Annotated in this window: 10 protein-coding genes; 6 read left to right on the top strand and 4 right to left on the bottom strand. The window is 36.5% G+C overall.

What is annotated here, in order from left to right; genetic code table 11:
* Positions 1-434: 434 nt before the first annotated feature.
* Positions 435-1,502 carry a glycosyltransferase family 4 protein gene (locus tag PI85_RS15485; protein WP_008178880.1) on the bottom strand — a complete coding sequence of 356 codons (1,068 nt, stop codon included), beginning with the start codon at positions 1,500-1,502 and terminating at the stop codon, positions 435-437.
* Between the two features lie 225 nt (positions 1,503-1,727).
* Between PI85_RS15485 and secA2 the strand changes: the two genes are divergently transcribed.
* Together secA2 and PI85_RS15475 are read left to right on the top strand one after the other, a co-directional pair.
* Positions 1,728-4,091, top strand: coding sequence for an accessory Sec system translocase SecA2 (secA2, locus tag PI85_RS15480; RefSeq protein ID WP_036123150.1), 2,364 nt, complete (start codon positions 1,728-1,730; stop codon positions 4,089-4,091).
* Positions 4,091-4,987, top strand: coding sequence for an accessory Sec system S-layer assembly protein (locus PI85_RS15475; protein ID WP_036123147.1), 897 nt, complete (start codon positions 4,091-4,093; stop codon positions 4,985-4,987). Before secA2 ends, PI85_RS15475 begins: the two co-directional genes overlap by 1 nt.
* Before the next feature lie 84 nt (positions 4,988-5,071).
* Here PI85_RS15475 and PI85_RS15470 read toward each other — a convergent pair whose 3' ends face one another.
* Positions 5,072-5,965 carry a LysM peptidoglycan-binding domain-containing protein gene (locus PI85_RS15470; RefSeq protein WP_036123145.1) on the bottom strand — a complete coding sequence of 298 codons (894 nt, stop codon included), beginning with the start codon at positions 5,963-5,965 and terminating at the stop codon, positions 5,072-5,074.
* Positions 5,966-6,215: 250 nt separating this feature from the next.
* On the opposite strand from PI85_RS15470, the gene brnQ reads away from it, so the two are divergent.
* The gene (gene brnQ / locus PI85_RS15465; protein ID WP_036123143.1) at positions 6,216-7,547 is read left to right on the top strand and encodes a branched-chain amino acid transport system II carrier protein; all 1,332 of its coding nucleotides are present in this window, start codon (positions 6,216-6,218) and stop codon (positions 7,545-7,547) included.
* Between the two features lie 191 nt (positions 7,548-7,738).
* On the top strand, positions 7,739-9,112 hold the full coding sequence (locus PI85_RS15460) for a S41 family peptidase (protein WP_036123141.1): 1,374 nt from the start codon (positions 7,739-7,741) through the stop codon (positions 9,110-9,112).
* A gap of 24 nt (positions 9,113-9,136) precedes the next feature.
* Here the strand turns inward: PI85_RS15460 and PI85_RS15455 are convergent, their stop codons facing one another.
* Positions 9,137-9,757 carry a TetR/AcrR family transcriptional regulator gene (locus PI85_RS15455; RefSeq protein ID WP_036123138.1) on the bottom strand — a complete coding sequence of 207 codons (621 nt, stop codon included), beginning with the start codon at positions 9,755-9,757 and terminating at the stop codon, positions 9,137-9,139.
* A 600-nt stretch (positions 9,758-10,357) separates the two neighbouring features.
* Between PI85_RS15455 and PI85_RS15450 the strand changes: the two genes are divergently transcribed.
* Complete coding sequence (locus PI85_RS15450) at positions 10,358-11,332, top strand: proline dehydrogenase family protein (protein WP_036123135.1); 975 nt, start codon at positions 10,358-10,360, stop codon at positions 11,330-11,332.
* 103 nt (positions 11,333-11,435) lie between these two features.
* Here PI85_RS15450 and PI85_RS15445 read toward each other — a convergent pair whose 3' ends face one another.
* Complete coding sequence (locus PI85_RS15445; protein ID WP_036123133.1) at positions 11,436-12,773, bottom strand: helix-turn-helix domain-containing protein; 1,338 nt, start codon at positions 12,771-12,773, stop codon at positions 11,436-11,438.
* A 179-nt stretch (positions 12,774-12,952) separates the two neighbouring features.
* On the opposite strand from PI85_RS15445, the gene pruA reads away from it, so the two are divergent.
* Positions 12,953-14,497 (top strand): L-glutamate gamma-semialdehyde dehydrogenase, encoded by a 1,545-nt coding sequence (pruA, locus tag PI85_RS15440; protein WP_036123130.1) that lies wholly within the window; start codon positions 12,953-12,955, stop codon positions 14,495-14,497.
* The last annotated feature ends 38 nt before the right edge of the window (positions 14,498-14,535 follow it).

The raw sequence follows: 14,535 nt of genomic DNA, 5'->3' as shown, positions 1-14,535 counted from the left end.
ATAGGGAGCATATCAAAATTTTGTCTATGGTCTTTTTTTACTTCTAGCCACGGCCATTTTTAGTATAGCTCTTCTTCTCTTTTCCATACACCATAATGACCATACAAGCAGATTTATTGTTGCAGCTTCTTTTCCCTTTAATGCGCTACTTTAAACAACTCTCAGTTAGTGATAACAACCAGCTTACCTCCATAATAAGCATATGCATTACTAATCAACGATTTAGTTCCCTCGTCTCATTTATATGACTCCCTTATCAACTATCAACTTCAACCACCGTCTCATAGCTTCCTGCCATGCTCAAAGTCGAAATTCTAGGTTGAATGAAATGAGTGCAGTTCGACCTAAATCCGCCGTAGTGAAAATCAAAAAAAGACTAAAGACAAACTCAACTTTTTTGAGTGTGTCTTTAGTCTTTAGTATGTAACAAAGCTCTATTTACTAAAGCTTCGTACAAAATTCAACAATGGTTTGTAGTTTTTACCGGCAAGCCCGATAATTTCTACAAATATTTCAATGGCTGTTAGGATGACTGCGACAAGTAAAATTGCTCCCCATACTTTTGCCATTGAGAAAATTATAGCCGCTAGCCCAAACATCACGGCAATTCCATAAATAAGAAGTACCGTTTGACGATGTGTGAAGCCCATATCCAGTAATCGATGGTGTAAGTGGGATTTATCTGGATCAGACCATTTCTTCTTCATACGGACACGACGAACAATTGCAAAGAAAGTATCAGAAATCGGTACACCAAGAATAATAATTGGGATGATTAAAGAAACGAACGTAACATTTTTAAAACCAAGTAGCGCTAGCACAGAAATCATAAATCCAAGGAATAGTGCTCCTGTATCACCCATAAAGATTTTGGCTGGGTGGAAGTTATAAAATAAAAAGCCTAGTGAAGCTACAGCTAAAATGGCTGCTATCGCTAAAACAAACATATTACTCATAATAAATGCCATGACTGCTAATGTAATCAGCGCTATCGTGGAAACACCCGCCGCTAGACCATCTAAGCCATCAATTAAGTTTACTGCATTAGTTATCCCGACAATCCAAATGATTGTTAATGGAATACTTAATAAACCAAAATCTAATGTTCCTAAAAACGGTAAGTTTACCATATCGATTTGAATGCCACCTACAAAAACAATAATGAGTGCAGCTCCTAGCTGACCGACCATTTTTGCTTTAGCAGAAATCTCACGCATATCATCAACAACGCCTGTTGCAACTATAATACAAGCCCCAATAATAATCGCTATTAAATAATCGCTATTGCCATTTTTAGTATGAATTAAATACGAATATAAAATCGTTACACCAATTATAAATGCAAGGAAAATAGCCAAACCACCAAGTCTTGGCATAATTCGTGCATGTACTTTTCGATAGTTTGGTGCATCCACTGCACCTATTCTAAACGCTAAACGTTTCACTAATGGAGTTAACAAAATGGATGCAACGAATGCTGCTATTAAAGACACGTAAATCATGTCTCTCCTCCTCAAAAAAATAATCTACATTGAAATCCAAATTGATTATAGCACGAACAAGCATTGAAATATACTTTTTCTAAACATTTTCCACGATTTCACAAATATTTTGTACATTTTAGCATTAATAGATTCCTATATAGTCAATTGTAGTCACCATAAGTAAAATTTGATAGAATAATGGTGTGTCTAGCATTTAGACAACATTAAAGGAGCGTATATTTCATGTTCTCAATTTTCAAAAGTAACAAAGAGCAAACGAGTGCTCGTCAATTAAAACGCTACTACAAAATAGTAGATCAAATTAATAATCTTGAAGAAAAGTATGTTGATAAGTCAGATGCTGAATTACGAGAAATGACTTTTATTTTCAAAAATCAATTAGAACAAGGTGAGCCTATTACATCGATCATCCCAGACGCATTTGCTGTTGTACGCGAAGCCTCAAAGCGTGTATTAGGAATGCGTCATTTTGATGTGCAGCTTATCGGTGGTCTAGTGTTAACAGAAGGTAATATTGCTGAAATGCCTACAGGTGAAGGTAAAACATTAGTTGCATCTCTTCCCTCTTATGTACGTGCATTAGAAGGTAAAGGCGTGCATGTCATTACTGTCAATGATTACCTTGCAAAACGTGACTTTGAGCTTGTTGGTCAAATCCATCGTTTCCTTGGCCTAACTGTTGGTTTAAATATTCCGATGATGGAAGCTGCTGAGAAAAAAGAAGCCTATAATGCAGATATTACATATGGTGTTGGTACTGAATTTGGTTTCGACTATTTACGAGATAATATGTCCTATAGCTTAGCAGATAAAGTACAGCGTCCCTATCATTTCGCCATTATTGATGAAGTGGATAGTGTATTAATCGATGAAGCTAAAACACCACTAATTATCGCTGGTAAAATGCCTTCAAATGATGAATTACATCGCATCGCTGCTATGTTAGCTAAACGTTTCAAAAAAGATGAAGATTATGATTTCGATGATGAAACAAAAGCTACTTCCCTAACAGATAAAGGTATTGAAAAGATTGAGGCTGCTTTCAATGTTGAAAATCTGTATGATTTAGAACATCAAACACTTTTCCATTATGTCATCCAAGCGGTACGAGCTCATGTCATGTTTAAACGTGATGTAGATTACATTGTCAAAGATGATAAAATCGAGCTTGTCGATATGTTTACTGGCCGTATTTTAGAAGGTCGTTCACTTTCTGACGGTTTACATCAAGCAATTGAAGCCAAAGAAGGCGTCACGATTACGGATGAAAATAAATCACAAGCACAGATTACAATTCAGAACTATTTCCGTATGTATCCGAAGCTTTCTGGGATGACGGGTACAGCGAAAACACAGGAAAAAGAAATTCGAGAAGTATATGGCATGGAAGTTATACAAATTCCAACAAATCGTCCACGTCAACGTGTCGATCAGCCTGATATTATTTTTAGCACACAAGAGGCAAAATATAAGTATGTGGCAGCTGAAACTAAAAAGCGCCACGATAAAGGTCAGCCTATTTTAATTGGTACAACATCCATCTTACAGTCTGAAACAGTGGCAGACTACCTGAAAAAAGAAAAATTATCATTCCAATTACTGAATGCCAAAACCGTTGAGCAAGAGGTTGAGCTTATTTCACAGGCAGGTCAAAAAGGTCGTATTACTGTAGCGACAAATATGGCTGGCCGAGGTACGGATATCGTGCTAGGCGACGATGTTCACGAACTTGGTGGTTTATATGTCATTGGTACCGAAAAGCATGAAAGTCGCCGTGTAGATAATCAGCTTCGTGGCCGTTCTGGTCGTCAAGGTGACATAGGCGAAAGCTGCTTCATTCTCTCTATTGAAGATGATATGTTCCGACGCTACGCAAAAGAAGAAGTTGAAAAATTCTCTGCCAAAATGGTCGTTGATGAACAAGGCATTATTCAAAATAAAGAGGTTCAAGAGCTAATAGACCGTACACAGCGCATAGTCGAAGGATCTCAATATGGCATGCGTGAGTATAACCTAAAGTTAGACGATGTTATTAATGATCAACGTACTGTACTTTACGGACTACGAGACAAAATTTTAGCTGGTGGAGACTTAATGGGCGAGCTGAAAAAAATGCTCCATGAAACAATTGATTTCGCTGTGCTAGACGCTGCACCGGAGGATGTATCCACAATGGAATGGGATTATGATCGAATGGAGCATGCGCTTAACTCCCTATTTATCACACCTGTTACAATCGATCGCGAGGTAGGTAAAGTAAAACAAATTTTAGCTGATATTCAGCCTTCTGAACAAGAGCTACTCGATCATATGGAGAAATTTGCGGAAAATGAAAGAGTCATAGAGGTTCTGCCACAAATTATGCTTAGCTATATCGATAGTGGCTGGGTAAGACATTTAGAGGCAATGACCCATTTAAAAGAAGGGATCGGCTTACGTCATTATCAGCAAGAAGACCCAATGCGAATTTACCAACGAGAAGGACTTGAGTTATTCGGTAAAAATTTCCAAGAACTACGTCGTTCTATTATAATAGAAATTACAGGCTTCATGAAAACAGTTGAGGCACAACAGGAGGAACAATAATGGGTTTATTTTCATTTTTTAAAAAATCGGACAAGGTAGGTCAAGAAAATACGATTGACTCTAAAGACCTGCTAGGAAATGCTACAGCAAAGAAAGGTGATAACCGTGATGTTGTAACAAAACTGTCCTTTCATCCAGAATGGGATGTGCCACAGGAGCAAAAATATATCTTTAACTTCCTTGCTAATGAGCTAGAACCATTGAAACCGAATCAATTATCACTATCTTCTATTAGTATTGAAGAGGCTCGTGCTGGCAAATGGCTCGTTCGTGCATTTTTCCGCTCTTCCTTACCACAAGCAATTGAGCTAGGTGAAATTGAACTTTTCATTTTAGATAAAGATGAAGAGCTTATAGCATCTAAAAAATTCGATTTTAAAGCATTAGGAACAATTCCAGCAGAAAGTGCTCGTCCATGGGTATTTGAATTCGAAAAATCTACCATTAAAGTAGACGAAGTTCCTGAAGATGGCTGGAAAATTGCCTTTAACCTTGTATCTCTTCGTGGTCACCAATTAGAGCTTGACCCATCATGGGAAAAGCAATTACCAGCAGCTCAAAAAGAAGAGCTTGAGAAAATCGTTAAAACATTACCAGAGCTAGGTGAGACTGAGGTAAACTTTACAGGCTTACAGGCAAAACTAGCTGACAACGGTAATCTAAACGTATCCATCTTTATCCGCAATGGTCACAATAAAGCGATCAATCTAGAGCAATTACCTTTAGAAATTATTGATTCAACAGGTAAGCAAATTGCAAAGGGTTCTTTTAAAATGGATCCAATTTTAACTGTTCAACCGAACTCAACAAAGCCGTGGACATTTATCTTCCCAGCAAATCTTGTTGACGCAGAAGATGCTGATCTTTCTCGTTGGACAGCACGTGTAACACAATAACAAAAAGCCCCTCTCTCTAAAAAGAGGGGCTTTTCAATTATTCACTAAACAAGCGATTTCCGCCTTAGCAGAAATCGCTTGTTTTTATTTCACACTATCAAACCGTTTATAGGCTACTAGTTTAGAAGACCAGTATGGATACGTAACATCTGATATTTCAACGCCATCAGTACCCGCATGGACAAATTTATTATCACCAAGATAAATTCCCATATGAGAAATGCCTTCTTTATACGTGTTCTCAAAGAATACTAGATCGCCAGGCACTGGATTTTGTACAGATGTTGTATTGCCATTAAAATACCCTTCACTACTTGCTCTGCCTATTTTTAAACCGCCCTGATTAAAGGCATAGAAAATAAAGCCACTGCAGTCAAGGCCAACCGGAGTATTTCCTCCATATAAATATGGTGTACCTACCAATGTATGGGCTACTTCTACTGTTTTCTTATAAATAGCTTGTCCATTAGTTGTAGGATCATTTGATGTTACCTTTGATGGTGTACCCGCATCTGATGTCCCATTATTATGTATCGAATCGCCCTCGGGAATGACTGCGCCTGGAGACATTTTTAACACTTGTCCAATGTAAATTGTGTCTTTCTCAAGCTTATTCCAATTCATAATATCCTTAATTGTCACATTATATTGCTTAGCAATTTTCGATAATGTGTCACCTTTCGCTACCGTATGAGAAGTAGTTGTTGGCTTTGAGGATGTTGATGGGATTGAAGGCTTTTTACTATCACTCGTTGATTGCTTTTGAATGTCAAGCTGTTGAGCTACATAAATCGTATCTTTCGATAGATTATTCCATTTCATAATATCAGCAATCGTTACTTGATGATTTTGGGCGATTTTAGATAATGTATCGCCTTTTTGTACAGTATATGTTGCAGCCTCTGCAGTTTGTAGAGTTAAAAATGAAGTGGCTAAAGTGCTTAAAACAAGAATTCTCCATTTTTTTGTTTTTTGCATACCAAAGTGCCTCCGTTCGTGCTAGAATATTTCCTTGTGTGTCTATCATACTAGATAATTATAGTATGAAAAATCGGAAATACTGACTATTTTTCAAACATTTTATCAAACTTATAGAAAACGACGAAATCCGACTATATTACAATAATATATTCATTGCAAGATTTTGGTTCCTATGATAACATACACATCTGTATTTAAAATTTTTAGAAAGTTTTAGCTTTTCAATCTTAAAGGAGTTTTTATACTTATGAAAAACATCATGCATTTCATCAAAGGAAATTTAGCAGTAGGATTACTACTATTTGCCTTATTCTTGGGTGCTGGGAATATTATTTTTCCACCGTTATTAGGTCAGCAGGCAGGTGAAAATATCACAGTAGCTATGATTGGTTTCCTTATAACAGGTGTCGGTTTACCACTATTAGCTATCGTAGCTGTCGCCAAAGCAGGAGGCGATTTACAACTGCTCGCCAATCGTGTTAGTCCCGCTTTTGGTATACTCTTTACCTCTATTGTCTATCTAGCAATTGGACCATTCTTTGCCGTACCACGAACTGGATCAGTGTCCTATGAAATTGGCATTGCCCCTTTCCTTCCAGAAGTTATGAAGGACCATTGGGCACCGCTTTTCATTACATCTATTTTGTTTTTTACCTTAATTCTTTATTTATCCATTAACCCTTCGAAGCTTGTCGATCGTGTAGGAAAAATATTAACCCCTGCCCTGCTTCTTGTCATTTTATTGCTAGCAGTCAAAAGCTTTATTTCTCCAATGGGGGAGCCAGGGGAAGCAGCAGGAAACTATATTAGCTCCCCATTTGCTGAAGGATTTGTACAAGGTTACTTAACAATGGATGTTCTGAGCGCACTTGTTTTCGGTATCGTTATTTTACAAGCATTACGCGATATGGGAATGAAGGATAAAAAAAAGCAAGTGAATACAACTATATTTGCTGGTGTTGTTGCAGCCATTGGTTTATCTTTTGTCTATATCTCACTTGGTCATATCGGTAATACAAGTATTACTGCCATTGGTACTTCTGCTAATGGTGGAGATATTATTGCAAAATCAGCTGAAGTACTTTTTGGAAGTCTAGGAAGTATTATTTTGTCTGCGACTATTTTACTAGCTTGTATTTCAACAGCTGTTGGTTTACTAACTGCCAATGCACAATTTTTCCATAAGTTATTCCCAAAAATATCCTACAAAACATTCTTAATCGTATTTACTATTTTTAGTACTGCTATTACGAATGTGGGACTTTCAACAATTATTAATGCCTCTCTGCCTGTGCTGTTAATCATCTATCCAATAGCAATGGTATTGATGGTACTATCATTAGCGGATCATTTCTTTAAAGGTGGACAAATTGTTTACATTTTAGCGTTAATCCCTACTTTCCTTGTCAGCCTATATGATGGCTTAAAACAAATGAAGGTTGAAATCACTTCCTATGAAAATATTCTTCAAGCATTGCCATTGTATGACCAAAACTTAGGTTGGCTTGTACCTGCCATTGTCGGCGCATTCATCGGTTTTATTATTCACAAGCTTAAGAATAACCAAGCCTCAGCCTAATGGACATGACATCTTCAACGAGAATCTGCTTGCTATACAAGGCTAGCAGATTCTTTTTCTATTATTAAATTCATCCACTATTTCTATCGTTCATGTATAATAAAAACTAGATACTCAACTGTAAAATGTATCCATCCACTATCTAGAAGGACTATGCATTCCTACTTTGAGTGCTAGAAAAGAGGTGTCCAATGAAAAAATTAATATGGTCATTCGTATTTATACTAGGCTTCTTTCTCCTACCGGTAACGTCTTCTCAGGCATCTAGTCAGGATCAATCGTTAGTAAGAGAAATAAAGGAAATAATTCAGAATACGTATGTAGGGACGATCAATGGAAACTTAGAAAAGGCCACATCCATCGCAGAAATTATTGATATGCTAGATCCTTACTCCACCTATTTTACAAAACAAGAATTCGAGGATTATATGAATAGCATCAATCTATCGACCATCGGCATAGGTGTTGTTATTGAAGAACACGAGGATGGTATTCATATTTTACAAGTAATTGAAGGCAGTGGAGCATTTGATGCAGGTTTACAGGCTGGAGATATCATCATTGCTGTAAATGATGAATCTATTATTGGCCGTTCCACACAGGAAACCTCTTCTCTCTTAACGGGGCATGAAGGTAGTCAGGTGAAAGTGACACTTAAACGTAAGAATGAAACGACGACTACGAAAACCATTACACGAAAAAAATTCACATTACCAAATGTACAATCTGAATTATTGTTTGGACATGTTGGCTATATTTCACTTGCTTCATTTTCAGAAGATGGTGCTCAGCTTGTCAAAAAAGCGCTGATTGACTTAAAAAAGCGCGGTGCCAAATCGTTTATCTTAGATTTACAAAATAATGGTGGCGGTTATGTTACAACAGCGGAAGAACTTACAGGGCTATTTCCATCAGCAAAAATTGCTTATCTATTAGAGGAAGCACATGCCTCTTATTCAATACCAGCTGTTAAGCAAAATACTAAATTTCCAGTTAATACACGTATTTTAGTCAATCGTTATAGCGCTAGTGCCTCTGAAATGCTTTCTGCATCACTAAAAGATCAGAAGTCCGCTATTTTATACGGTGAAACAACTTACGGAAAAGGTGCTATGCAAGGGTTTTATATGCTCCATGATGGAAGTTACTTAAAATTAACTGTAGGCAAATTTACAGGACCTGCGCAGCAGACTATTCATGAAGTAGGTGTCAAGCCTAATATTCAAACAACATCAGCTCCTATTTTCCAGGCACATTTTGATGCCATTAAGGAGCAATATCCTAAATATAAAAAGCTTTTAAATGGGAAAGCTGCCATTCAAACAGAAAAATTAACGGTGAAACTACCATCAACACTTATTTCACAAGTTGATAAGGGGCATACTCAGCTTATTGCTTTAGGATCAGACGAAGTAGTAGCAACTACTAAAATCGAAGGGCAAACATTAATTGTTACCCCAACAAGTCCTTTATCGATCAATCAGGAATATATGCTACTCATTCATCCGAATAAGCAAAGCAAAGTACAAAAAGGTTATTATCAGCATATTAAGTTTGAAAATTAAGAAAAATCATCTCATCGATCTACATTACGATTGATGAGATGATTTTTGTTTTATTTCTTCGGTTTTCCAAAAATATAATTGTACAATATCGTTCGCTAGTTCGGCAGGCAATCTTTTTTGCTCTAGTAGATTGGTTAATATCAGTCTCTCCATCGATCCAACTAAAGAATCTATTAAAATTTTAATATCCACACGATAACGTTGTAGGTCCTTGTCACAATCATGAAGATAAATAAGATGGATCAATTGTTGCGTTAACTGAGATTTTACTAAAAAAGCCTGCTTAGATTCTATAAAGCCAATTTTTGATAGCTTTGGATTTTCGATTATATAGAAAAATAAATTTGACAGTTTTTGTTCTAAAATCGAAATAAATGCTTCTAATCCATTCACCACACTATCAGAGGATTTACTATTCATCACTTCAAAAAAACCATTCTGAAATTGTATATTCAAATCATTATAAAGCGCATCCTTGCTTTTAAAGTATAAATAAAATGTAGGCTGTGTTACATTAGCAGCCTTCACAATATCACTAATTTTTGTATGGTGATATCCTTTATCTGAAAATAGCTCTATCGCTTTTTCAAGTAATAGTTGTTTGCTTCGTTCCCCATTCGAATTAAATTTTCTACCCCTTGCCATACTTTCCACCTTATCTTAGTTTATAGTCGCCCTAATTCCTTAGCATCATTAATAGACACACTATTCTTAATCAAAAGTAACTAAATTTCCATAACAAGTAAATATTTTATTCATGTTTATACTCCATTGTATTATAATACACCTTCTAAATATTTACTATAAATGATAGATTTATGATCACACTAAAAAAGTGTATATTTTATAACTAATTACCAAAAAACTACAAATACTCACTCTATAAAGTTATTTCAATATATTTTCAAAGGAGGCATTCCACTTGTTTCTTTTCTCTTTTAGATTGCTCTAAACATACACTCCATCATCCAATAACTTGCTAAAATTATATTAAAAAACTCCTTTTACTTCTGTTTTAAGACAAAAATTTTAACATAAAACAAAACTACTATTTTGAAAAGTCCTTTTTTTTGAAAAAATATTTTTTATGACTATTTCAAAATTTGAAAAGTCAATCGTGCCAATAGTTTCCCCCCTCAGTCTTCCGCGCAAAAAATTTTTTTCTAAAAATCATACCATTTTCCTTTTCGAAAAAAGTGTTATAATCGCCAAGAATTTAAAATTTTCAATTTTGGAGGCATATAAATGGTACTACGTGATTTTTTCATTTACTTATCAGAGAACAAAATATTAAATAGCGCTGCACAAAAATATGGTCTAAAGATGGGTGCTCAAAGTGTTGTGGCAGGCACTAGCTTACCAGAAGTTGTGCAATCTATTAGAGAATTAAACAAAGCTAATATTTCTTGTACAGTCGACAATCTGGGAGAGTTCGTTTATGAGAAATCAGAGGCGACTGCTGCAAAAAATAATATTTTAGCTGTTGTTCAAGCTATTCACGATGAGCAACTAGATGCTCATATTTCACTTAAACCTTCCCAATTAGGTTTAGACATTGATTACGCATTTTGCTATGAAAACTTAAAAGAAATCGTAGAGCTTGCCCATCAATACAATATTTTCGTGAACTTCGATATGGAAAATTACGAGCGTTTACACAGCTCTTTTGAATTACTAGAGGAATTACACAAAGAATTTGATAATGTGGGGACAGTTATTCAAGCTTACTTCTTCGAGTCAGAAGAAAATATTGAAAAGTACAAAAACTTCCGTTTACGTATTGTAAAAGGTGCCTACAAAGAACCAGAAAGTGTAGCCTACCAATCAAAAGGTGATATCGACCGTAACTATCTGAAGCTCATTGAACATCATTTACTACATGGTAAATTTACTTCTATCGCTACACATGATCATAATGTGATTAATCATGTGAAGCAATTCGTAAAACAACATAACGTTCCAAACGAAAAATTTGAATTCCAAATGCTATATGGTTTCCGTAAAGAAATGCAGTTAGATCTTGCACGTGAAGGCTATAATTTCTGCACATACCTACCATTTGGTAACGACTGGTACGGTTACTTTATGCGCCGTTTAGCAGAACGCCCACAAAATGTAGCACTTGTGACAAAGCAAGTGTTTAACAAAAAAACAAACCTAGCAATTGGCTTAGGCGCAGCAGCATTCGCCCTTGGTCGCCTTTCAAAAAAAGGAAAATAATAGTTGAGGCTAGTGAATACCCAGTAATTTGATAGTGCTCTCCATCAGTTTTGGTATTGTATCTGTCACTTTACCCAAGCTATCCAAAAAAGCGAAAACATTGTTAATCAATGTTTTCGCTTTTTTTATTGAGCCTATAGTTTTTTACGCGATATTGTAAACTTTGTCGACGTATTCCTAATGCAGCTGCGGTTTTAGAAATATTACCTTGGTGAAAATCTAGAGCCTTCGAAATATAATATTCCTCCACCTCTTTCATGTAGACATCTAATGGTCGAATATCTTGTTGATTTTTAATGACAAACAAATCACTTGTTGATACTTCATTTTCAGCTTCCTCACAGGTGCTTTGGATTTTCCATTTAAAATGAACTGGTAGCATATGGGATTCAACGATAGTTTCGTTGGTAATTAGCGAGGTGATCTCATCCAGTAGTACTTCTAATTCCTTTAAATTTCCTGGCCAATCATATTTCAAAAACGTCTCTTGCACTTCTTCCGAAAGACCTTGGATTGTTGAGCCAAAGCTCTCCCGATGTCTTTTAAAGTAATCATCAATAAATGGCATCATATCTTCTTTTCTTTCACGTAAAGGTGGTACATAAATCGTGATTCCAGAAAATAAGCGGTAAAGTTTTTTAGACAGCTCCTGCTTTTGAATTAAATCTATAGGGTCTTTGCCAACACTAGCAATTAAAACATGCTGATGATTTGGATGATTGTTGAAAAGCTCGACAATCTTTTCTTGGGCTTCGAGTGATAAATATTCGATGCGTTCAGCAAAAAAAGTAATTCTCTCTTTTTCAACAATGTATTTTTCAAATTGATTCAACACTGTTTGCTCATCTCGGCGGCAAATTAGAGCGATAAACATATCATTTTGCACCTTTAGATCATGATGAATACCCTCAGCAACCATATCGATACCGGTGCCTGATTCCCCAATTAACACAACAGGCATTCTGCTCAATGCAACAATTTTTGCCTTTTCGATGACATCCTTCATGACTGCGGAAACAGCCGTAATAATATCAAATGTTAGCGGTGCACCATATCTCCTTAATGGCTGATACATCATATATTCAAGCTGCGTAATATCTCGCGCGAATTCCACAGCCCCTATTAACACACCCTCATAGTGCAACGGATAAATATTGCTTATGTAGGTCACTTCTTGATTTTTTTTATTCCAATACGTTTTTTTGACGTGTAGAACTGGCGTTTCAGAACTTAGGACTTTAAAGATATCGCTCTTTTCGATTTCGAAATCAATGATTTCTATCGCTCGCCTCTCCTCATATTCGTCCTCATTTACGCCCTCCAGTTCTCGCATTTTTTTATTGTATATGAGCAACTTGCCTTCAGTATCGACAACGCAAATTCCCATATCACCTTTTTCGATGACGTATTTATAAATACTTAGTAGTACATTATTATCCATCTTGTCCTCCTGTATTCCATTAAGCTTATTCTAACACCAATACGAAAAACAGATGCAAAAATTAAAAAAGTTTTAAAATTTGAGTTGATTAATGCCAAATTATATTGCATTATATAATTAACAAAATCTTTAAAGGTGCATAATCATTTGGCACCCTTTATCCAGGGGAGGAAACAGATATGATTCCATACAAACACGAACCATTCACAGATTTTTCACAAGAGGCAAACTACAATGCTTATGTAGAAGCTATAAAAAAAGTTGAAGGTTATTTAGGTCAAGACTACCCACTTATTATCGGTGGTGAGCGTATTACAACTGAAGATAAAATCGTTTCGTATAACCCTGCAAAGAAAACAGAAGTTATTGGCCGTGTGTCAAAAGCGAGCAAAGATTTAGCTGAAAAAGCGATGCAAGCAGCAGATGAAACATTCAAAACTTGGAAAAAAGTTGATCCAGCTATTCGTGCTGATGTTCTTTTCAAAGCAGCCGCTATTATTCGTCGTCGTAAACACGAATTCTCAGCATTATTAACAAAAGAAGCAGGGAAACCATGGGCAGAGGCTGATGCAGACACAGCAGAAGCAATCGATTTCTTAGAATACTATGGTCGCCAAATGCTACGTATTAAAAACGGTCAACCAGTAGAAAGCCGTCCAGGTGAATACAACCGTTATGACTATATTCCACTAGGAATTGGTATCGTCATCTCACCTTGGAACTTCCCATTTGCGATCATGGCTGGTACAACAGTAGCTGCTTTAGTAACAGGTAATACAGTATTACTAAAACCAGCTTCTACAACACCAGTAGTGGCATATAAATTTATCGAAGTATTAGAAGAAGCAGGTCTTCCAGCAGGAGCTGTTAACTTTGTACCAGGTTCTGGTGCTGAAGTGGGCGATTATTTAGTTGATCATCCAAAAACTCGTTTCATCAGCTTCACAGGATCACGTGATGTTGGCTTACGTATTAACCAACGTGCCTCTGTCCTAAATGATGGTCAAATTTGGATCAAACGCGTAATCGCTGAAATGGGCGGTAAAGATACAATCGTTGTCGATAAAGAAGCAGATCTTGAATTAGCTGCACAATCGATCGTGAAATCAGCATTTGGTTTCTCTGGTCAAAAATGTTCAGCATGTTCTCGTGCTGTCATCGTAGAAGATGTGTATGACCAAGTGGTGAACCGTGTAGAAGAGTTAACAAATGCTTTAACAGTTGGAGATCCAACAGATTTCAGCAACTTCATGGCAACGGTTATTGACCAAGCCGCATTCAATAAAATTACGGAATACATCGAAATCGGTAAAGGCGAAGGTCGTCTAGTAGCTGGTGGTACAGCGGACGATTCAGTAGGTTATTTCGTACAACCAACTGTATTCGCTGACGTAGAGCCTTCTGCACGTATTATGAAAGAAGAAATCTTCGGACCAGTAGTGGCGATCGCAAAAGCAAAAGATTTCGATCAAGCGATTGAAATTGCTAACGATACAGAATACGGCTTAACAGGTGCTGTCATTACGACAAACCGCGTAAACTTAGAAAAAGCACGTGAAGAATTCCATGTTGGAAACCTTTACTTCAACCGTGGCTGTACAGGTGCGATTGTTGGCTACCAACCATTCGGTGGTTTCAACATGTCAGGTACAGACTCAAAAGCTGGTGGCCCGGACTACCTACAACTTCACATGCAAGCAAAAACAACTTCAGAAATGCTATAATATTTCCCATCATAAATGCCGTACATAGTTTCTTATGT

Source organism: Lysinibacillus sp. A1 (assembly GCF_000801965.1).
Lineage (GTDB): Bacteria > Bacillota > Bacilli > Bacillales_A > Planococcaceae > Lysinibacillus > Lysinibacillus fusiformis.
Note: the sequence above shows the minus strand (reverse complement) of the source record. Positions and strands in the feature narration are given on the sequence as shown.